Source organism: Methanomassiliicoccales archaeon, from assembly GCA_035527755.1.
Taxonomy (GTDB): domain Archaea; phylum Thermoplasmatota; class Thermoplasmata; order Methanomassiliicoccales; family UBA472; genus UBA472.
Genome location: DATKZX010000015.1, coordinates 34052 through 55323 on the forward strand (window position 1 = coordinate 34052; position 21272 = coordinate 55323).

At 57.5% G+C, this 21272-nt stretch carries 22 protein-coding genes and 1 tRNA gene; 14 read left to right on the forward strand and 9 right to left on the reverse strand.

The window, feature by feature from the left end:
- Positions 1-109: 109 nt before the first annotated feature.
- Positions 110-1252, reverse strand: a complete 1143-nt coding sequence (locus tag VMW85_05945; GenBank protein ID HUT27571.1) for a class I tRNA ligase family protein — start codon at positions 1250-1252, stop codon at positions 110-112.
- Between the two features lie 109 nt (positions 1253-1361).
- Between VMW85_05945 and VMW85_05950 the strand changes: the two genes are divergently transcribed.
- On the forward strand, positions 1362-1703 hold the full coding sequence (locus tag VMW85_05950) for a roadblock/LC7 domain-containing protein (protein HUT27572.1): 342 nt from the start codon (positions 1362-1364) through the stop codon (positions 1701-1703).
- Here the strand turns inward: VMW85_05950 and VMW85_05955 are convergent, their stop codons facing one another.
- Positions 1704-2366 (reverse strand): PHP domain-containing protein, encoded by a 663-nt coding sequence (locus tag VMW85_05955; GenBank protein ID HUT27573.1) that lies wholly within the window; start codon positions 2364-2366, stop codon positions 1704-1706.
- Positions 2363-4582, reverse strand: coding sequence for a methionine--tRNA ligase (gene metG, locus VMW85_05960; protein ID HUT27574.1), 2220 nt, complete (start codon positions 4580-4582; stop codon positions 2363-2365). Before metG ends, VMW85_05955 begins: the two co-directional genes overlap by 4 nt.
- Positions 4583-4702: 120 nt before the next feature.
- On the opposite strand from metG, the gene cooS reads away from it, so the two are divergent.
- The 3 genes from cooS (at position 4703) to VMW85_05975 (ending at position 7927) form a co-directional block, all read left to right on the forward strand.
- Positions 4703-6643 carry an anaerobic carbon-monoxide dehydrogenase catalytic subunit gene (gene cooS, locus VMW85_05965; protein HUT27575.1) on the forward strand — a complete coding sequence of 647 codons (1941 nt, stop codon included), beginning with the start codon at positions 4703-4705 and terminating at the stop codon, positions 6641-6643.
- Positions 6640-7485 carry an AAA family ATPase gene (locus VMW85_05970; protein HUT27576.1) on the forward strand — a complete coding sequence of 282 codons (846 nt, stop codon included), beginning with the start codon at positions 6640-6642 and terminating at the stop codon, positions 7483-7485. Before cooS ends, VMW85_05970 begins: the two co-directional genes overlap by 4 nt.
- A gap of 208 nt (positions 7486-7693) precedes the next feature.
- On the forward strand, positions 7694-7927 hold the full coding sequence (locus tag VMW85_05975) for a DUF2164 domain-containing protein (GenBank protein ID HUT27577.1): 234 nt from the start codon (positions 7694-7696) through the stop codon (positions 7925-7927).
- Between the two features lie 54 nt (positions 7928-7981).
- Here the strand turns inward: VMW85_05975 and VMW85_05980 are convergent, their stop codons facing one another.
- Both VMW85_05980 and VMW85_05985 read right to left on the reverse strand, forming a co-directional pair.
- Entirely contained in the window at positions 7982-8836 is an 855-nt protein-coding gene (locus VMW85_05980; GenBank protein HUT27578.1) for a methyltransferase domain-containing protein, read from the reverse strand.
- Positions 8837-8878: 42 nt separating this feature from the next.
- Positions 8879-9085, reverse strand: a complete 207-nt coding sequence (locus tag VMW85_05985) for a hypothetical protein (protein ID HUT27579.1) — start codon at positions 9083-9085, stop codon at positions 8879-8881.
- 35 nt (positions 9086-9120) lie between these two features.
- Here VMW85_05985 and VMW85_05990 point away from each other — a divergent pair, with 35 nt between their 5' ends.
- Positions 9121-10890, forward strand: a complete 1770-nt coding sequence (locus tag VMW85_05990) for a ribosome biogenesis/translation initiation ATPase RLI (GenBank protein ID HUT27580.1) — start codon at positions 9121-9123, stop codon at positions 10888-10890.
- Here VMW85_05990 and VMW85_05995 read toward each other — a convergent pair.
- Complete coding sequence (locus VMW85_05995) at positions 10878-11120, reverse strand: hypothetical protein (protein HUT27581.1); 243 nt, start codon at positions 11118-11120, stop codon at positions 10878-10880. The genes VMW85_05990 and VMW85_05995 overlap by 13 nt on opposite strands.
- A gap of 81 nt (positions 11121-11201) precedes the next feature.
- On the opposite strand from VMW85_05995, the gene VMW85_06000 reads away from it, so the two are divergent.
- The 3 genes from VMW85_06000 to VMW85_06010 all read left to right on the forward strand — a co-directional run bounded on the left by VMW85_06000 (position 11202) and on the right by VMW85_06010 (position 13524).
- Positions 11202-12374 (forward strand): FprA family A-type flavoprotein, encoded by a 1173-nt coding sequence (locus VMW85_06000; protein HUT27582.1) that lies wholly within the window; start codon positions 11202-11204, stop codon positions 12372-12374.
- Positions 12375-12403: 29 nt separating this feature from the next.
- A complete protein-coding gene (locus VMW85_06005) occupies positions 12404-12523 on the forward strand; it encodes a desulfoferrodoxin FeS4 iron-binding domain-containing protein (GenBank protein ID HUT27583.1) in 120 nt (39 codons plus the stop codon).
- Positions 12524-12609: 86 nt separating this feature from the next.
- On the forward strand, positions 12610-13524 hold the full coding sequence (locus tag VMW85_06010) for a PHP-associated domain-containing protein (protein HUT27584.1): 915 nt from the start codon (positions 12610-12612) through the stop codon (positions 13522-13524).
- Here the strand turns inward: VMW85_06010 and VMW85_06015 are convergent.
- Positions 13518-14918 carry a dihydrolipoyl dehydrogenase gene (locus VMW85_06015; protein ID HUT27585.1) on the reverse strand — a complete coding sequence of 467 codons (1401 nt, stop codon included), beginning with the start codon at positions 14916-14918 and terminating at the stop codon, positions 13518-13520. The two genes, VMW85_06010 and VMW85_06015, sit on opposite strands and share 7 nt — an antisense overlap.
- A 79-nt stretch (positions 14919-14997) precedes the next feature.
- Here VMW85_06015 and VMW85_06020 point away from each other — a divergent pair, with 79 nt between their 5' ends.
- The 6 genes from VMW85_06020 (at position 14998) to VMW85_06045 (ending at position 20236) form a co-directional block, all read left to right on the forward strand.
- Positions 14998-15381: a putative zinc-binding protein gene (locus VMW85_06020; protein ID HUT27586.1), complete on the forward strand. Its 384-nt coding sequence runs from the start codon at positions 14998-15000 to the stop codon at positions 15379-15381.
- Positions 15382-15587: 206 nt separating this feature from the next.
- Positions 15588-16910, forward strand: a complete 1323-nt coding sequence (locus VMW85_06025; GenBank protein ID HUT27587.1) for an ammonium transporter — start codon at positions 15588-15590, stop codon at positions 16908-16910.
- 5 nt (positions 16911-16915) lie between these two features.
- Positions 16916-17254, forward strand: coding sequence for a P-II family nitrogen regulator (locus VMW85_06030; protein HUT27588.1), 339 nt, complete (start codon positions 16916-16918; stop codon positions 17252-17254).
- Between the two features lie 49 nt (positions 17255-17303).
- Entirely contained in the window at positions 17304-17993 is a 690-nt protein-coding gene (locus VMW85_06035; protein HUT27589.1) for a DNA alkylation repair protein, read from the forward strand.
- Between the two features lie 6 nt (positions 17994-17999).
- Positions 18000-18680 carry a metal-dependent hydrolase gene (locus tag VMW85_06040; protein ID HUT27590.1) on the forward strand — a complete coding sequence of 227 codons (681 nt, stop codon included), beginning with the start codon at positions 18000-18002 and terminating at the stop codon, positions 18678-18680.
- 41 nt (positions 18681-18721) lie between these two features.
- On the forward strand, positions 18722-20236 hold the full coding sequence (locus VMW85_06045; GenBank protein ID HUT27591.1) for a mechanosensitive ion channel family protein: 1515 nt from the start codon (positions 18722-18724) through the stop codon (positions 20234-20236).
- A gap of 50 nt (positions 20237-20286) precedes the next feature.
- Here VMW85_06045 and VMW85_06050 read toward each other — a convergent pair.
- Positions 20287-20361 (reverse strand) — tRNA-Arg (locus tag VMW85_06050).
- 54 nt (positions 20362-20415) lie between these two features.
- Complete coding sequence (locus tag VMW85_06055) at positions 20416-21204, reverse strand: FKBP-type peptidyl-prolyl cis-trans isomerase (protein HUT27592.1); 789 nt, start codon at positions 21202-21204, stop codon at positions 20416-20418.
- Positions 21205-21272: the final 68 nt, after the last annotated feature.

The window sequence follows — 21272 nt, forward strand, 5'->3', positions numbered from 1 at the left end:
AGTGCATCCCTCTAACAAAGATAACGAAAAACGCAAATATAAATTTTACGGAATTTGAAAACCCTGGACATGGGATGACGGATGTCAGACGTGATACCCGTGCTCAGGGTCAAATAACGTTCGTTGGCCAGGAGACGGCTTTTATGCTCGGGGACTCTTCCAGGTCCCGGAAGTACGCCAGGTACAGCTCCTCGGCCACCTTGGGCAGAGGTTCCGAGATCAGTTTTAAGCAGGTCAACCCCACGGTGTAGATGGTGAAGAATATCGAGGGGTCCTCTTCCGCCAAACGATCCTGGGCCTGTTCCAACAGGTAGGGGGAGAACTCATCGTTCAGAAAATTACGGATGAGCCCGATGGCCTCGTCCTTGTGCCCGGTGACGCTGAACGACGAACATTCCCTGACCAGTTCCTTGAGGCGGGTGAAGGCCCAGATGTCCACGCCGCTCATGTCCTTCAACGACATGTGCGGAAGCTCCGTGATCTGCTCCTTCACCATCGATCCCAAGGCGCGCAGATGGTCGATCGTTTCGACCTCCCTCAAGCGATCGTCGATCAGGTCGTCGGTGTAATCAAAGCTGCGCTGTTTGTTGGCCCTCATCGCGGTGCGCAGTGATTCCTCGATACGACCGCTCATCATGCCAAGCTTCGATAGTTCGGGGGTGATCCTGAGCATCTCCGCCAGGTAGTTCTTCATCGTTTCGACCGATCGGTAGCGATGCTTCAGCAGACCCACGATGAGCACCGAGTCCTCCACGGCCCGCTCCATGTCCCCTTCCAGGAAGGTGACCTTGGAAAGCTCGACCAGTGTGATTATGTCGTCCACGAAAATATCCCGACTTCTGGCCAGATTGGTGAGGAATATGGTCTGCTCGAAATTGGTCGCGAACACCGCGGCCTTCTCCCCCCATATCTCCACCATCAGCATCCTGACCCCTTTGCGCACGTCCTGGTCCGGGTTCGAAAGCCCTTCCAGCACCGCCACTTGCCCCTCGCGGCCCTTGGTGATCGTCTTGAGCAGGCGATCGATCCCCTTGCGGGCCTTGACGTTCCTGGTGTCATAATTGCGCAGGAGCACTGTGACCATGGCCTCGGTCTCTTCCTTGGCGATCTTTAGAACGCGCGTCTCCATGCGGCTACGTTCGATGGACAAAGGAGATGCCAGCGAATCTATGAGTATCGGTTCCAACCTCTCCGCCTCGGTCCGGACCTTGGTGGATGCTGGTAGGATGTCGCGCAACGAGGTCGGTGGCATATTGGTCTTATAAGATTACGACGATAAATTCTTTTGTTTCCAGATATTTTATTCAGCAAAGGTTTTATTTGCTATAGCCATTTCCATCCCTATAGAGTGGGGTGCGGGAATGGACGAAAAGGATTTTGAACGATTGCTCATTAGTGTTTCCGCTGTCGATGACGTGATATCCGCATATGTCTGCTCCCGGGCCGGAACCTATATTGATGGCGCCACGCCAAAGATGGCCGACAGGAACATGTATTCCGCCATCACCTCCCTGGCGTTCGGCACTGCCGAGCAGGTCGGCCATGAGATGAACGACAATCTGCAGCACGTTTCCCTCAATTTCTCTGAAAAGCGGCTGCTCATCATCTCCTTGGGATCGCGTCATCTCATGGGAATATTGGTCGACCATAAAGCGAACGTGGACGAGCTTCTTTCCAAGGTCCGGGCACTGATCACCGAATGATCACATTCTCTTGAAGCCGCGACCCATCCATTGCCTGATGCATTTTACCCCGTAACCGACGGTTCCGGACCTTTGCCGATTGACCCCGGCGGTGCTGCCTTGACCTGAGAGCATCTCCTGGATGACGTCGTCCACGGTCAGGCAATCTCCCCGGGTCTCGAAGTATGTCGTCCCCACCGTGGCCGGTTCGTGAGAATCGCTGCCGGCGGTGAACGGCCGGCACAGGTCTATCGCCAATCTTTCGGCCATTTCATTGCTGGAAAGGGTGGAGCGGCCGTTATGGATCTCGATGGCGTCGAACTGATTGGAGGCGGTGTTCTCTTCTCCCAGCCCCGACCAGAGGCGGTAGGGATGCGCCGCCACGGCGATCCCTCCCTGCGCGTGTATGAGATCGATGGTCTCCGCCACCGCAAGATCCCTGGGGACCAGCTCCCGGATGTTGTAGGCCAGGATATGCCCTTCGGCAGATGATATCTCCATGCCGGGGATGATGAGCAGGTCCTCCCGACACAGCGAGCGGGCGTAGAGAGATCCTTCCAAGGAGTTGTGGTCCATTATGGCCACCCCGGCCATTCCCTTTTTCACGCAGGCGTCCAGAACATCCTCCACCCTGCTGGTGGAATCGTTGGAATGGCTGGAATGCACGTGAAGGTCGAACCTCATCTCACTTTGGCTCCGTTATCAAGTTCCCCATCGACACCGATGCTGACCTTCTTTTCGGTGAAGAGCGGCAGCGCCGTCTCCGCCCCTTCCTTGGGCAGGAAGAAGGCCGCCTGCGTGCCTTTTGTCAGTGATGAGGTGTCCGCTTTGACCGACCGACCCAGGTCCGCCTCCTGATCGTTGAGCACGGTGCCGACGCGCAGCACGAACGTCTGGAACTCCTGGAAGGTCAGGACCTTGCTTACCGGGCTGAGGCCGCTCGTCACCCTATCACCGGGCTCGGCGGGACCGGAAGGCGTCAGCACTTTGACGAGGTCTCCCGATTCAGCTGCCAGCACCATGCCCTGGGACTCCACGCCCCGCAACTTCGCCGGCTGCAGATTGGTGATGACCACCACCTTCTTCCCGGTCAGCTGTTCCTTGGTGTAGTAGTTCTTCAACCCGGCGACCAGCTGTATCGGCCGGCCGATGTCGACCTTCAGCACCATCAGCTTGTCGGCGTTGGGGTGATCGCTCACCTCCTCCACCAGGCCTACCCTCAGGTCCAAGGCCTCGTAGGCGGCGAAGGGCGATTCCTCGCGGTCGATCTCCACTTTCTTGAAGAGCGGTTTGGGCTCGGGCAGCGGACGTCCGACGTTCAGGTCCTTGGTGACCCAGTCCCACGAGCCATCGCCGATGGTATCATCATTGCCCAGTAGGCCCCAGAGACGCTGGGAGGAGAAGGGCATGAAGGGATGGCCCAGCACCGCCAATGCCTGGACGATCCGCAGGTTGAGGTTCAGAACGCCGCCGCACTTCGCCCGGTCGGTCTTCATCAGGCTCCACGGCTTCACAGCATCGAAGAAGCGGTTTCCGAACTGCGCCAGGTCCATGATGGCCTTGAGTCCCTTCTTGAACTGGCAGGCGGAGATGTAGGTCTCAACCTCCAACAAGGCTTGGGAGATGGCGCCCCGGACCTGAGCTTCCTCGGCCTCAATGCCCTCCGGGAGCGAGGGGACCTCCTGGAAGTTCTTGTGCGTGAAGCTGAGAACCCGATGGAAGTAGTTGCCCAACGTGGCCACCAGCTCGTTGTTGACCTTGGTCTCGAAGTCCTCCCAGGAGAAGTCGGCGTCCTTTCCCTCTGGCATATTGACCGTCAGGTAGTAGCGTACCAGATCGGCGTCGAAGAGCTTCAGTATGCTGGGGATGTCGATGCTGGGCCCCTTGCTCTTGGATAACTTCTCACCCTTGAAGGTCAGGAACTCGTTGGCCGGCACGTCGTAGGGGAGATTGAGTCCTCCATACCCCATGAGAATGGACGGCCAGATGATGGTGTGGAACGGTATGTTGTCCTTGCCCAGGAAGTAATAGCTCTTGACCTCGGGGTCCATCCAGTAGTCCTTCCAGGCATCCGGTCTTCCGATGCTCTGCGCCCACTCCTTGCTTGCCGAGAGATAACCGATGACCGCCTCGAACCAGACGTAGATGACCTTGCCCTCGGTGTTGGGCAGAGGGACCGGTACTCCCCAGGACATGTCCCTGGTGATGGGCCGGTCCTTCAATCCCGATTCCAACCAGTTCTGGGTGAACAGCTGGACGTTGGAGCGCCAGTGCTCGCTTCCTTGGACGTAGGAGAGCAACGGCTCATCGAAGTCGGTGAGCTTGAAGAAGTAATGCTCGGTCTCCTTCATCTCCGGGCGGGAATGGCAGGTGATGCAGACCGGGTCGGATATCTCCCCCACCTCGAAGGTAGTGCCGCACTTGTCGCATTGGTCGCTGCGGCTGGATTCGTTCCCGCACTTGGAGCATTTTCCCTCCACATAACGATCGGGAAGGAACTTTACGCACTTGGGGCAGTAATACTGCAGGGTCTGGCGCTGTTCCAGATGCCCTTTCTCCATCAATCTCAGGAAGACGTCATGCACCACGCTCACGTGGTTGGGCGTATGGGTCTTGGTGAACAATGAGAACTCGATGCCCAGGTCCTCGATGGCCTTCTTGTTGATGAGGTGGTAGCGTTCCGCCACCTGCTCCGGGGTCTGGTTCTCCTTTTCGGCGCGTACCGTCACCGGGGTGCCGTGCTGGTCGGAGCCGGAGACCATGAGCACCTGGTGTCCGCGCATGCGGTGATAACGGGAGAATATGTCAGGGGGCAGCAGCGATCCGGCCACGTGCCCCAGGTGAATAGCGCTGTTTGCGTAAGGCCAGGCCACGCCTATGAATACCTTGGGTCGCTCCATCGGCGGTGGAATGATTTTTCGACATTTAACTTTGCTTATCAAGGAAAATTAGGCAGGTACTTATACCCTGCAACAAAATAATTTTAGCAATCATTATTGAAAAAGTGAAGGTGGTATCATATGGCGGACGATCAGGAGATCGAGATCACATTAGTGGAGTGCATCAGAACACCTCCGGGGCACGTAACCCCGGAGCAGGTGCCTGAAAAGGTGGAGGCACGGGCCATGGACCCATCGGTCAAGGAGGTCTTGGCCAAGACCATGTTGGAGGGCGTGGAGACCGTTTGGGATAGATTTGAGAAGCAGCAGCCTCCCTGCAAGTTCTGCGACAATGGATTGTCATGTCAGAGATGCGCCATGGGGCCATGCCGCATCATGGGCGATGGCAGGAACCGCGGGGTGTGCGGGGCTACGCCCGACCTCATCGTCTCTCGGAACCTTTTGGACCAGATCGCCACCGGGGCGGCCGCCCACTCCGACCATGGACGGGAAGTGGCCGAAACACTATTGAAGACCGCCAGGGGACAAGCTCCGAACTACAAGATCGAGGACGAGGCCAAACTGATGGTTCTGGCCAAGGAGTACGGGTTGGACACCAGTAAGCCGATGAACAAGGTAGCGGAGGATCTGGCATTGGCCATGCTTGAGGAATTCGGCACTCTGAAAGGGGAGCTGATCATGTATAATCGCATGCCTCCGGGAACCCTTGAACTGCTCAAGAAGGCCGGTCTGACGCCCAGGTCCATCGACCGGGAGATAGTGGAGGCCATGCACCGGGTGCACATGGGAGTGGGTGCGGACTACCGCAACATACTGGCGCAAGGGGTGAGAGCCTCGTTGGGAGACGGTTGGGGCGGTTCCATGATCGGCACCGAGCTCAGCGACGTGATGTTCGGGACGCCTAGCATCCAGAAGGGCAAGGTGAACCTGAGCGTTCTGAAGAAGGACCAGGTGAACATCTCGCTGCACGGACACAACCCGGTGCTATCGGAGATGGTGGTCAAGGCAGCGGCGTTGCCGGAAATGAAGAAGAGAGCGGAAGCCGTAGGTGCCAAGGGCATCAATCTGGTCGGTCTTTGTTGCACCGGCAACGAACTATTGATGCGCAAAGGCATCCCCCAGGCCGGAAATCATCTCAGCCAGGAGCTGGTCATAACCACTGGGGCGTTGGAAGTGATGATCGTCGACTATCAGTGCATCTTCCCCTCCCTGCCCAACACCGCCGCCTGTTATCATACCAAGGTCATCACCACATCGCCCAAGGCCAAGATACCTGGTGGAAAATACATGGAGGTCACACCGGAGAACGCCTTCGAACAGGCCAAGAAGATGGTGGAACTAGCCATAGACAATTTCCAGAACCGGGATGAGATGAGGATGCTCATACCCAGCAAGCCCATGGACGCCGTTGTCGGCTTCTCGGTGGAGGCGCTCCGCGCCGCCTTGGGCGGGACGCTGAAACCTTTGCTGGACATTATCCTAGAGGGAAAGATCAGAGGCTGCGTGGGCATCGTGGGCTGCAATAATCCCAAGATAAAGCACGACTACGGGCACATCACCCTGGCCAAGGAGCTGATCAAGCGGAACATCATCGTTGTAGAGACGGGTTGCGCCGCCATCGCCTGCGCCGAGGCGGGATTGATGAGGCCGGAGGCGGCGGACCTGGCGGGCAAGTCCTTGGGCACAGTGTGCCGTTCGTTGGGAATACCCCCGGTACTGCACATGGGCTCCTGCGTGGACAACACCAGAATACTGAACCTGGCGGCGGAACTGGCCAACTTGGCCGGAGTGCGAATAGACCAGCTGCCGGTTGGTGGAGCTGCTCCGGAATGGTACTCTCCCAAGGCGGTGTCCATCGGCGCCTACTTCGTGGGCTCGGGCATCAGCGTGGTGCTGGGCGTAATGCCCAAGATCGGCGGCAGCCCCAATGTCGTCAAGATGCTGACCGAGGACCTGGACGACGTAGTGAAGGCCAGGTTCTGGGTGGAGTCGGACCCGAAGAGGTCCGCGGCCATACTCTTCGATCACATCGAAATGAAACGGGTAGCACTGGGACTATGAGCCGGAAGGCGGCCGCGGAGCTGGTGAAAGAGCTTCGGCGGAGACCGGGAAACCAGGGCGGACAGAGAATATTGGTCGTCGGCAAGGGGGGAGTGGGAAAGACCACGTTGTCGGCGGCGCTGTGCCTGCTGGGGGCAGCCGAGGGACGCCGAGTCCTGGCAGTTGACCAGGACGCCCAGCAGAACCTGGCCTATTCGCTCGGTTATCCGCCGGACAAGGCCGCCTTCCTCCGCCCCATCACTCAGGAGCTCGATTATATCGAGCAGCGGGTGGGAGCCCGTCCTGGTCAGGGATGGGGCGGGTTAATCAATCTGACACCGGACGTCTCCGATGTCACCGAACGCTTCGGGGTGCGTATAGCACCGAACCTGGACCTACTGGTCATGGGCGGGGTGGTGCAGGCGTCGACCGGCTGTCTGTGCCCGGAGAACTCGTTGTTGGGCGCATTGGTCCGCTTCCTGAATTCCAAGGAAGATGACCTTATCGTCATGGACGCGCAGGCGGGATTGGAGCCGTTCGGCCGGACCGTCGCTGACGGCTTCGGAACCGCCCTGGTCGTTTCCGAGCCGACCTTCAACTCCCTGCAGGTGGCCGCCCGCATCGCCAAACTGTCCCGGGACATCGGAATGCGCCGGGTAGACCTGGTGCTGAACAAGTGCCAGGAGAGCTCGGACGAGGAAAAGGCCAAACGCCTGATCCCTGAGACGGTGTTCGATAACGTTCACCCGCTGCCTTTGGACCGATCGGTGCGCGATAATGAGCCGGACGTATCGCCTTTGATCGGGAAAGGAGGACCGTACATGGAGGCCGTCAGACGATTGGCTGCCTCGCTGGCGCGTTGAAATTATTTAGTAACTGTATAGGCACTTTTCCGTCGATAGGACATATGATCCGGGGTGACATGAACCAGTTGACGAACCTGAACTGCCCAACTGCATTCATAGTGCTTGCATTTGACCCATTCCAGCTCGTTCAAGGACTGTTCGAACTACCGATGATACAGACCAATCTATATTGCGCATATCACTTCTGTTCCGACGGATGTTGCCTATGCGCGAAAAGAGCAAGTTCAAATTAGAGAAGGAAACGAGAGAGGACATGGTCGCAGAGATCAAGACATATTTTTTAAACGAGAGGGGTGAGGAGATAGGAGATCTGGCTTCCGGATTGATCCTGGATTTCATAATTGAAAAAATTGCTTCGGAATTCTATAACCAGGGAGTAATGGACTCGTCCCAATACATGAGCGAGCGGATAGAAGATATGCAATCATTGTTGAAGTGATCTCGTTTCCCGCATGGCGCTTCCGCCCTCCGTTCCTAACCGGCCCAATCTCGATCAAGGCTTCCTTGCCAGAACGCCCATCCAATGATCGTCTGCCTTGACCGGAGTCCCTCTGAGATCGCCCCGGATCTCGAGCGTCTCAAACCCATGCCTTACCATCAGAGATCGAGCACGCCTCTCATCGACGTAATTGAACCAAACGCGATAAACGACCGGATCTCTCCCTCCCTCCAGGACTATGTACTGATTGACAGAGGCAGGATGATCTGGATAATCATATCTCCTCTGGAGGACTATGTGGGGGGAGTCCCTCCAAAATCCCGTCTCCGCCGCTTGCCAAACTTCGTCGCCGAGTTCCTCGATGATATCCTTCTTCATCGTATCGAATACGAAAAGACCTTTCGGGTTGAGCCAGCCGTTCACCTTGTCGAGAAACGCGCTCATATCATCATCGCTCAGGGCGCACAGGTCGCCGTAGATTAGTAGCACAGCATCGAAATGACGATCGAGATCGAGCTCAAGATAGTTCGCGACCGTGTAGTCGAGTCTTTCCATCCCGTCCCGGTTCTCGTTCGCGTAGGCGATGCTGTTGCTTGAGATGTCCACGCCCAACACTTCGTATCCCAATTCAGCCAATCGCTTTGCGTACAATCCAGGACCGCATCCCAGATCGAGAATCGTCCGCGCACCCGACTTCTTCAGATTGCCGTCGATCCATTCGACGGATCTATCAATGTCTTCGAATCGTCTGCTAGCTGCACCGGTGGATTGATCGAGATGTGCCGACAACATCATCTTCGATATGTGAGGATGCTCCCAGAAGATGCTCTCACCCTTCTCGAACAGAGCAGGTCTCTTATCCAACTGTGCGATGGCTTGAATGTCTTCAGATAAGATAGAAGTCCTCATACCGCTTCATTTACACCTTCTTATAAAATCATTTTTAGATATTCATCTCTTAGACGGACAATTCCACCCTCCGTCCCTAACCAGCCCTACCTGCAAGGCCAGATCCTCGTTGTTGCTATCCTTGATCATGATCAGGAACTCGTCGAGGTCCTGAGCGCCAAGCAGGTGTCCTTGAGCTCGTGGTCCATGTTCACCCTCGTGTGACCGTAGAATAGCTCGATAACTTCCCCCAGTCCTCGCGCAGGACAATTACTTTTTTATGCCTCCTCTCAATAGGTGGGAGCATGCGCATAGCGGTGCTCCTGCGGGACCGATGTCAATATAAGAAGTGCAATCGGGAATGCCTGAAGTACTGCCCTATAGTGCGCACGGGAGTGGAAGCGGTGGTCATAGGCGATGACGGCCGTCCGATCGTTTCCGAGGACCTGTGTACAGGATGCGGCATCTGTGTGCATAAGTGTCCATTCGAAGCCCTCAAGATCATCGGCCTGCCCGACGAACTGCGCGAGGACATCGTTCACCAGTATGGAAAGAACGGCTTCCGCCTGTACCGCCTCCCGGTCCCCAAGGACGGCGTCGTGACCGGTATCCTCGGTCCCAACGGAATAGGGAAGAGCACCTCGTTCCGCCTGCTGTCCGGTGAAGAGATACCGAACCTCGGTAACTATGAGAACCCGCCCAGCAAGGATGAGGTGCTGGACCATTTCGCCGGCACCGAACTTCACGATCATTTGAAACGAGTGTTCGAAAAGGAGGTGCGCACCTCCATCAAGCCGCAGTACGTGGACAAACTGCCGACCGTGTTCAAGGGCAGCGTGCGCGAGCTGCTCAAGAAGGTGGAGGGACGGATGACCATCGACGAGGCGGTTCCCTTACTAGAACTGGACGAAGCAATAAACCGCCAGATGACCGAGCTTTCCGGCGGAGAACTGCAGAGGGTCGCCATAGCCGCCACCATCATGAAGGACGCCGAGATCTACTTCTTCGACGAACCTTCCTCCTACCTTGATATCTACCAGAGGATGAGGGTCGCCCGGGTCATCGAAAAATTGGCCCGGGAAAAACAGGTGGTGGTCATCGAGCACGATCTTGCCATCTTGGATTTCCTGGCCGAGAACGTCTACCTGGTGTTCGGTTCCGAGGGAGCCTTCGGAATATTCTCCCTTCCGCGCCAAGTACGCTCGGCCATAAACATATACCTGGACGGATACGCCAAGGAGGAGAACATGCGCTTCCGCGACACGCGGATCGTCTTCGAGTCCCGCCCGCCGCGCGCCAACTGGGAGCAGTTCAACCTGATGGAGTACGACACCATCGAATGCCAGTACCCCTCCTTCCATCTCAAGGTGGAACCGGGCGCCATCAAGATCGGGGAGACCGTCGGTATCGTGGGACCGAACGCCATCGGCAAGACCACCTTCGTGAAGGTCATCGCCGGAGCGCTGAAGCCTACCGTGGGCAAGATCGACAGCCATTTCAAGGTCAGCTACAAGCCGCAGTACATCAGTCCTGATTTCGACGGTACGGTGCGGGAGATGTTCAACGCCACGGTGAAGGACTTCTTCGAGTCCGGCTTCTTCCAAAGCGAGATCGCCCGGCCGCTCACCTTGAAAAATCTGCTGGAAAAGAACGTGATGACCTTATCCGGCGGAGAACTTCAGCGAGTGGCCATCGCCCTCTGCCTGTCCCGCGAGGCGGACATATATCTTCTGGACGAACCGTCGGCCTATCTTGATTCCAATCAGAGGATGGAAGCGGCCAAGACAGTGCGGCGCACCATGGAGAAGAAGGGCCGCAGCGCCCTGGTCGTCGATCACGATATCTACTTCCTGGACATGGTTGCCGATTCCATCATGGTGTTCGATGGCATAGCAGGGAAGGAGGGTCTGGGGCAAGGACCTCTGGACATGCGCAAGGGCATGAACCTCTTCCTCAAGAATGTGGACGTTACCTTCAGAAGGGATACCGATACCAACCGCCCGCGCATAAACAAGCCCGGGTCCCGGCTCGATCGGGAGCAGAAGGAAAGGGGCGAATACTACTATACCGGCTGATCCGGTTCTTTTTCAGACGGTTCGACCCACCACACCCAGCAAGCCTTTTCCCTGTCCACTTCACCGCAGACCAATCCCATCTTACGAAGTTTGTTTAGCGAACGAGCGAGATCATCGGGGCAGCGGTATCCGAAGATGTCCAGCATTTCCTCCACCTCCATGGTGGTGTACCTCTTATCGCCCATAACACCGCGAAGCGCGTCCATCACCATCCGCAGGGCCTCGTTCATCAACGGGTAATGGCACCGCTCATCTCAAAAACCTTCTGCCAAGAATGTATTAATCCCCAGAACAATCGTTCATACGATAATATGGAAGCGGTTCAGATATCCGACGGCATATACTGGGTGGGAGTACTGGATTGGAACGCCCGAAATTTCCACGGCTTCAGCACCCCAAGGGGAACTTCCTACAACGCCTACCTCATACTGGACGAGAAGGTCACCCTCATCGATTGCGTCAAGTTGCCTTTCATAGCGGAGATGATGTCCCGCATAGCATCGGTGATCGATCCCAAGGATATCGACCTCATCGTCTCCAATCACGCCGAGGGGGACCACGCCAGCGGACTGCCTATGACGCAGCATCTCACCGGTGCGGAGATAGTCACCTCCAAGAAGGGGGTGGAAGCGTTGCGTTTGAACTACGGACCGATGAGGACACGGGAGGTCAAGGACGGCGAAGAACTGTCCATCGGTAAACGCACCCTGCGCTTCATCGAGACGCCCATGCTGCATTGGCCGGAATCGATGTTCACCTACGCGGTGGAGGACCAGGTGCTCTTCTCCATGGACGCCTTCGGTCAGCACCTCTGCAGCTCCGAACGCTTCGATGACCAGGTGGACATGTGCGTGGTGATGGAGGAGGCTTCGACGTACTATGCCAACATCCTGATGCCTTTCGGCTCCCAGGTCAAGAAGACCTACGAGAAGGTCAAGGACCTCCCCATCAAGATCGTGGCCACCTCCCACGGGATCATGTGGCGCTCCCACATCCAGGATATCATCAGGGCCTATCTGCGGTGGGCTGGAGGAGAGACCGAGGAAAGGGCGGTCGTAATTTACGATACCATGTGGGGCTCCACGGAGAAAATGGCCGAGGCCATCACCGAAGGCATACGCTCGCAGGGCGTCCCTGTCACACTGCTTCGCCTGACGGTCAGCGAACGTTCCACCGTCATGCGCGAAGTGCTGCGCTCCCGAGTGGTGGTCATCGGCTCCTGCACCCTGAACAACGGCATGTTCCCCACCGTGGCGGACATCACCACTTACATGAAGGGGCTGAGGCCCAAGGGCCGCAAGGCCGCGGTGTTCGGCTCCTACGGTTGGGGCGGGGGAGCCGTCAAGGCCATCAAAGAGAACCTGGAGGGCGCTGGGCTGGAGTTTCCGTATCCCGACCTGGAGATCAAGTTCGCTCCCATGAAGGACGGCGTGGAGAAAAGCCACGCCTTTGGCGTGGACATAGCGAAAAGCATTAAGACCTGAGGGCTGCGTTAATATCACAGGTGTTCAAAATGACCAAGGTCGGTGAGGTCTACGAGTGCGAGATATGCGGGAACAAAGTGAAGTTGATCGAGTCTGGCAACGGCACCCTGGTGTGCTGCGGACAGCCTATGACCAAGGTCAGCGGCTGAGCCGCTCGACCACCTCTTTTTTCATTTCCAGACCTTCCCTGCAGGGGTGCGAACCTAATTAAACAAGAACTTACGTTCCCCAAACCGTGTTCAGCAAGGCCGATGTCCACGTACATACCAGGTACTCTGGTCTAGGGCAGTTCGGGGCGCTCAAGTTCCCCGAATCCATATGCCGCCCTGAGGATGTTGTCGACATCGCCCGAAAGATCGGGCTTAGGGTGCTGTGCATAACCGATCACGATTCCGTCAAGGGCGGATTGCTCGCCAGAGAGTACGCCAAGCGCTACGATGATATCGAGGTCGTCGTCGGTTCTGAGATCAAGACCAACGACGGCGAGGTCATCGGCCTGTTCATCGAGGAGGACGTTCCCCGAGGGCTCTCTGCCAAAGAGGCCATCGCCAACATACGTACCCAGGGAGGCCTGGTCGTTGCGCCTCATCCCTTCAGCAGGCACGTTCCCGCGCTCGGTCCCCTGGTGGACGAACTGGACATCGATGCGCTGGAGACCTTGAACGGCGGGCATCTGGACGGCTATGCCAACGATGCCGCGGAGAAACACGCGGAGAGCGGGAAATGGGCCGTGGTGGGCGGAAGCGACGCCCACGCCCTCGGCCAGCTGGGATGCTCGCACACTGCTTTCCCCGGAGAGACCGCCGAGGACTTCCGGAAGGCCATACTGAACAAGACCACCACCGCCCAGGGAATGATATCGACCTTGGAGATGGGCGTGAAGTGGAGCATACAGGTGGTGCTGCAGGCGGACAAGCTCATGCTGAAATCGTTCTTTGGAATTCTAGAGGGGGACGATCCTGACGACCCGCTCATCAAGAAGATCAACTCCATGCGGGGGGATAGGAAGCTGGGGGCCCTCATCTCCTCCTTCTTCTTCCTGACCCCGCCCATGCCGTTCATAACCAGCGTCACCGGTCTGAAGGTCATGAAGTTCATGAACAACCCCAAGCGTGCCGCGGCCTATCACACCTGCAACAACGATCAGTGATGATGGTGCTCCGGGTCCACCAGGTTGGCGAAGGCGCCGGTCACCGCTTCGCTTAGGGCCGGATGAATGCACTGACTGCGGGCCATGGGCATGTATGTCTGGTCGCCGGCGTTCATCAGATACACTACCTGCTGCACCAGTATGGCGGCGTGCGAACCGACGATGTGCGCCCCCAATATCCGCCGGCTGCTCTGATCGACGATGACCTTGACGAAACCGTCCTCCTCGCCCATGGCGTATCCCTTGGCGCAGTCCATGTATCCTTTCCTGCCTACCAGCACCTTGAGGCCTAGGCGCTTGCACTCCTCCTGCGTAAGCCCGACGCTGCCAACCTCCGGGTAGCCGAACACCGCGTGGGGGACGGCGTGCTCGTCCAGCTCTACCTTCTTAGCGCCGAACATATTGTACCATACCAGCTCGGAGTGGTAGTTGGCGGTGTGGCGGAACATGGTGCGGCCGATGATGTCCCCGATGGCGTATATCCCCGGCACGTTGGTCTCCATGAACTTGTCCACCACCACGTAGTTGTTCTTGTCCACGATTATTCCGGCGACCTGCGGGCGCAGCCAATCGGCATTGCTCTGCACCCCGGTGGTGACCAGGACCTGCTTCGCCCGTACCTCCTGCGCCTCTCCGCTGGAGCGGTCCTTGTGCACCACCACTTTCTCTCCGCCCTCCGAGCGAACTGAGGTGACCTCTTGGTTCACCCTCACGTCCATGTATTCCAGGGATCTTTTCAGCACTATCTCGCTGATCTCTGGCTCCTCGTTCTTGAGCAGCCGGGGATTATGGCCGATGATGGTGGTGCGGCAGCCGAACGACGCGAGGAACATCCCTAGCTCGCTGGCCTTGTAGCCTCCGCCGAGTATGACCATGCTCTCCGGCAGTTCGGTCATATCGAAGAAATCCTCGGAGGTGAGGAAACCGACGTCCAGCAGACCGGGGATCTCCGGCACCTTGGTGCGCGCCCCTGCGGCGATGATGATCTTTTGCGCGGTGATCTGCTCCGACCCCGCCTGCAGCGTATATTTGTCGGTGAAGTGGGCGGTCGTGGGATAGAAGTCCAGCTCCTTGTCCGCCTTCACCGCTTCCAGCATACCGTCCCTGTCAGGAAGTATGAGGTCCCACATGCGCTTCCGCACCAGCTGGAAATCGGTCCTCTCCACCTTGGCATGGATGCCGATGCGCTTGGCGTCGGCGATGACCCGCACGATATCCGCCGGCGTGACCATGATCTTGCTGGGAATGCAGCCCCGGTTCAAGCAGGTCCCGCCCATGGGTCCGTTCTCCACCACCGCCACCTTCATGCCCTTTTCTCTGGCCTTGGAGGCAACGTTCATGCCTGCCCCTGAACCGATGACTATCAGATCGTACTCCTTCATATGCAGACCCATATCAACAAAGGGACTCCTACCTTAGATTATACTTTCCGGACGCAAGGATTATGTCTTGGTGGCTGCCATCTTTCATTGGATGACCGATACCGAGGAATGTCAATGCAGCGGACAGGACCTCATGATCTTCTCCTGTTCCGGAGGGTGCAACGTGGGACAGATAGCCAACGCCGCCGTGTTTCGTCTGGCAACGGGAGGGACGGGCAAGATGGCCTGCCTGGCGGCAGTATCCGCGGGCATGCCGGGACCGGTCACCGGGGCCAAGCAGGCCAAGATGGTGCTGGCGGTCGACGGCTGCCCGGTCAAGTGCGCGGGGAAGACCTTGGAAAAGGCGGGGATCAAGGTGACGTATCATGTTCTGGTGACCGATCTTGGTCTGAGGAAGGTCGATGACGTCCAACATGACCCCTCCGACGTGGACCGTGCGGTCAAGCTCTGCTTTGACATACTACCAAAGAACTGACCTCTCCATCATCTTTTTGCTTAGTCAGCTTCAGCCCTTTTAGATAGCCTATCGGAATATTTTGATTCCGATTATCCATTTATGCACCATTATTTCATATTAGTAAACATTTGTAGCATACAGTAAGCTTTTTTTAGTAATTTATCTATCAATGTCGTCAAAGTACCGTTATTAGAACGGTCAAGGACGGAAATGAGGTCACAATCATGATTAAACGAATTGGAATCAAGATCGCCCTACTCTTCGCCCTGGTCCTGGTGCTGATGCCTTTGGTCGCCTCACCAGCCGCGGCGGCTGATGGCGAGATAGACAGCGGTGACACCGCCTGGCTGATGATGGCCACCGGGTTGGTGTTCTTAATGACCCCGGCGGTGGCGTTCTTCTACGGAGGCATGCTGCGCAAGGATAGCTTCCTCTCCATGCTGGGACAGAGCATAATCATAGTCGGGATCGTCACGGTGATATGGGTCGTTCTCGGTTATTCGCTCGCCTTTGGGGCAGATCACTCCGGCCTCATCGGCGATGCTGGATATCTGATGCTTAACGGCGTCGATCTCTCGCCCAACGGCATAGCGCCGACCGTCCCCCACCTGCTGTTCATGATGTATCAGGGGATGTTCGCCATAATCACCGTCGCCCTGATCATAGGCGGTGTGGCGGAACGCATGAAGCTCAGTTCCCTGGTCATCTTCCTGTCCATATGGACGGTGGCGGTCTACATTCCCGTGGCCCACTGGGTGTGGGGCGGAGGATGGATCGCCCAATTAGGTGCGCTTGATTTCGCCGGCGGTACCGTCGTACATATCACCGCCGGAGTTTCGACCTTGGCCGCGGCCCTGGTGCTGGGAAAAAGGATCACCCACACCAATGGTAATGCCGAGCAACCGCACAACATACCCTTCGTGGTATTGGGCGGCGCTTTGCTCTGGATCGGCTGGTTCGGATTCAACGGCGGCAGCGCCTTGGCCTCGAACGGATTGGCGGCCAACGCCCTGGTGGTCACCCATATATCGGCCGCGATGGCCGCGATCATCTGGGGATTGATCAGCTGGCTGCATACCGGCAGGGTGAGCGTTCTCGGGCTCATATCCGGTGGAGTGGGTGGACTGGTGGCCATCACGCCGGCGGCCGGATACGTCAACGCCACCGGAGCTCTATTCATAGGCATGGGAGCGGCGGCGGTCTGCTATAGCGGGATACTGCTGCGCAAGAAGTTCGGGTTCGATGATGCCCTGGACGTCTGGGGAGTGCACGGTCTGGGCGGCACGTTCGGTGCCATCGCAACAGGTCTTTTCGCCACCACGGCGGTCAACGCGGCCGGAAAGGACGGCCTGCTGTACGGAGGCGGAACGAACCTTCTGGTGGCGCAGATCATCTCCGTCGCGGTGGTGTGGGGTTTCGCCTTCTGTATCACCGTGATCATACTGAAGGTCCTGTCCAAGTTCATGCCCCTGCGTATGAACAAGAGGGAAGAACGCATAGGCGCCGATATCATACAGCACGGTGAGAGCGCCTACTACCTGAGGTGATGAAAATGAAGAAGATCGAAGCGATAATCCGCGGCGAGCGGTTGGAAGCGGTCAAGGTAGGGCTGGAGAAGATCGACGTGAACGCCATGACCATCACCGATGTTCTGGGCCGAGGGGAACAGAAGGGACTGGAGTTCACCCACCGCGCGGGCAAGTACCGAGTGGACATGCTGCCCAAGGTCAAGGTGGAGGTGGTGGTGAACGATGATCGCGCTCAGGCGGTCATCGATGCCATCGTCGAATGCGCTCGGACCGGAGAGATCGGGGACGGTAAGATATTCGTCGTTCCCGTCGAGGAGACCATCCGGATCAGGACCGGAGAGAGCAGTTCCATGAAGGGCTGAGATCTTCGGCCCTTCCTCTTTTTATCTTTTTTATCCATTATCCCTAACCATGCGTCCGGACGAGGTAATGCGCCGGTTGAACGAGCTGGCCGATCCATCAAGATTGAGCGGTATGGCCCGGTACGGCATCCCTGTCGATCGTGCTTTGGGCGTAACCTTGCCGCAGATCAGATCGCTGGCCAGGGAGATCGGGCGGGACCACGCGCTCGCCGCCGCCCTATGGGCCACCGAAGTGCACGAGGCCAGGATGTTGGCCACCTTGGTGGACGAACCCGACAAGGTCAGCGAATCCCAGATGGACGCCATGGTGGACGAGTTCGCGTCCTGGGACATCTGCGACCAATGCTGCAACAACCTGTTCCGCCTGACCCCCAACGCCTGGAAGAAAGCATTGGAGTGGAGCGAGCGCCATGGGGAGTTCCAGAAAAGAGCGGGATTCGTTCTCATGGCCGTCCTGGCCGTCCATGCCCGTGAGGCCAAGGACGACGACTTCCTGTCGTTCCTTGACGCAGTAGAGCGCCATAGCGCCGATGAACGCAATTTCGTCAAGAAGGCGGTCAACTGGGCCTTGAGGCAGGTAGGAAAGCGAAACGTGCTCTTGAACCGGAAAGCGGTGGAGACGGCCGAAAGGATCAAGATGAAGGGGGACAAGGCCTCCAAATGGGTGGCCGCGGACGCGTTGCGGGAGCTGAAGGGCGATGCGGTCCAGCAAAGATTGAATAACCGCGAGGGGGGATAGACCATCATGACCGAGTTGGAATATTTGGGGCATTCCGCGTTCGTTCTGCGCCATGAGAAGGAGGTCGTGTTGATAGATCCCTTTCTTGATGGTAACCCTTCAGCACCGCCTTCGGCCAAGGACATCCGTCCCACGCTCATACTGGTGACCCACGGCCATAGCGATCACAGCGGTGACGCGGCCGAGATATCCCAGCGCTGCGGGTGCCTGGTCCTGGCCACCTTCGAGGTGGGGAACAGGCTGGAGGAGATGGGAGCTAGCATCATCTCCGGGCACATCGGCGGAGAGTTCCTCTTCCCCTTCGGAAAGGTCAAGCTATTCCCGGCGGTGCACTCCTCCTCCTTCGACGACGTGCACAACGTGGGCGTCCCCTGCTCATTCCTGATCGAGATGGGCGGCAGGATCCTATTCCACGCCGGCGACACGGCGCTGTTCGGGGACATGGCGCTCATCGGAGAGGAGGCCGTCATAGACGTAGCGATGCTGCCCGTAGGAGGCACCTACACCATGGGTCTGAAGGATGCCGTGAGGGCCATGAGGTTGCTGGGCGCCAAGCGGCTGGTCCCCATGCACTACGGAACGTTCGAGGCCATCGCATTGGACGTGGAGGAAATACGCAAAGGTTGCGCGAACGCCCCGTTCCATTTGTCCGTCATGCGTCCCGGTGAGCGTCTGGAAGTTCGTTGAAGTAAACGTTTTATCCTCTGGGGGCATGAGGGAGGGTTGACATGTTACGAAGCGGGAAGGTCGTCTGGTCATTGCTGGTGGCGATGCTCATACTGGTCATCATCGGCCCGGCGCTCCAGGCGGACCCTGGCGCCGTCACGATCTATCAGGTGGACGACCAGCAAACGGTGGATGCCGGGTACGGTACCTCTTTCCAATGGGTGGTCTACAACAACGGTTCGGACCCTCAACTGATCACCGTTGAGCTGGATACGGCCTTGCCGTCACGTTTGACCTACCTGCTGGAACCGACCTATGTGGTCGTCGAGCCGGGCGAGGGTCAGGATGTGTTCCTCAACATCACCGCCAGCCGCGACATGTACACTGTCAGCCTTACGCTGCAGATGCAATTCAACGTGACCGATATGATCACTGAGCAGGTCATCGGAGAATCGCACTCCGTGGTCCTTGACGCCCATTCATTCTACGGCGATCTAGATAGGGAGAACAAGGTCCTGGGTATCTGGGATAACTTCCTGCCCGCTCCTTTGGACGGCAACTGGGGAGCGTTCTCCGTCAGCATACTCATCTGGGTGGGGATCGCATACCTGATAATGAAGGGTTTGGGACCGGCCCTGCACAGTATGACCCGAAAGACATCCTCCCAGTGGGACGATGTCATCATCGAGGTGATCAAACATCCCCTGTTCCTGCTGGTACTGGTCTTCGGTATGATCTCCTCACTGGAAATACTGGAGCTGGACCCCGGCCTGGTGGCCGACCTGGAACTGGCCTACCTGCTCACCTTGGTGGTGATAGGGGCCCTTCTGGCATATCGATTGCTGGTGAAATTGGTCGTCGGCTACGGACGCGCCCGATCCAAGAATACCAGCTCGGACCTGGACGACGCCATGGTGAACGCGGTGGAGATGATAGGGAAGATCATCATCCCTGTCGCGGCCATTTTCATCATGGCCGGAATCCTGGGAATGGACCTGGGAGGGGCGATACTGGGTCTGGGTTTCCTTGGGATCATCATCGGGTACGCCTTGCAGCCGACCCTGGGCAACTTCTTTTCCGGCCTTCAGCTGATGATCGACCGTCCTTTCAAGGTCGGAGACCGGGTCCCCCTGGAGAACGGGCATACCGCCGAGGTGCGCAAGATCGGCATGCGGATCACAACGCTACACGACCTGGACACGTCCGAGGATATCATCGTCCCCAACTCCCTGATAGAGAATCAGACCATCATCAACATGAACGCCCCCGATGTCCGCTACAAGGTGAACGTCAAGGTAAGGGTGGGGGACTTCGAGAACGCCGGAAGGATCGAGGAGCTGATGATGGAAGCCTCGCGCCGCACCTCGCAGATACTGCAGGGCGATAACGCCCCGGTGGTGCGCGTGTCCGAGATCAAGGACGGACGCATGCTGCTCACCATATTCATCTGGGTGGACACGGTCTTCAATCGTCACATCGCCCGCACGGAATATCGCACCAATCTTTACAAGGTCTTTAATGAGAACGGAGTGGAGTTCGCCCTTCCCCGGAAGATGGTGTGGTTGAACCGGGAATGAGGCCTGTCGGCCTGATATCAGGACGACAGTATGCATTTTATGAACAGAAGCGGGCGGGGGGGGATTCGAACCCCCGGCCTGCAGCTTAGGAGGCTGCCGCCATATCCAGACTAGGCCACCCGCCCACGCGTTCCGTTGATTAGAAATAAGATATTTAAAATGTTTTAAAAAGAAGGGGTTTAGAGCTCCTCTGGAGCCTTCTCGTCGGTGACCTCTTCGGTTGCCTCTTCGGTAACCTCAGCGGTAGCCTCTTCGGTGGCGGACTTCTCCTCTTTCTTGAGGTACTCCTCCACCAGCTCCACGGTCACGGCGCCGAAGACCTCTCGGAGGTCGGCGACGATCTTGTACTTGGACATCAGCCACTTCTGGTCGTACTTGCAGACGTCCGGTAGGTAAAGAACTACCTTATCGCCATCGACAACGGCCCTGAATCCCTCATTGGTGCCGTAGTCCATCTCGCAGATGGCCAAGACCTTGTTCTCGTCTCCCTCGATCTTGTCCAGAACAGTGAAGTCGTACTTCAGAACGGCACCGGCGAAGCGGCGGTTGAAATCGACGCGGACCATCCTGTTGGTCACGGTGACGACGGTACCGGTGCGGTTGTGGATGTTAACTTCCATACCGATCTCCGGGCGTATCTCCTGTCTCAGGAACTCCCGCAAGGCGATGTTCTCCAACAGCTTGGGGTCCCTCGGACCAGCGGCCTTCTCGGGGGGGATCTCGACGGTGCTCTTCACACCGATCTCGACGCCTTCCAGCGCCTCGTCCAATCCGGGGAAGACCCTTCCGCCGCCGACCAGCAAAGGCAGGGCGCGGTAGGTCAGGTTCTCGTTATAGATATCGGCCTCCTTGGCCTTGTCCGTGCTGGTGGTGTCGAAAAGCATACCGTTCTCAACGATGTATGCGTCGTAATCCACGCGGACAATGTCACCCTTGGAGACCTTGATGGTCATAGATTCATCAGTCATGAGCTTCACCAGTAAACCTGATTAAGGCGAATTGGTTGATTGTTTGCCCGTAATTATATCTTTTGGTA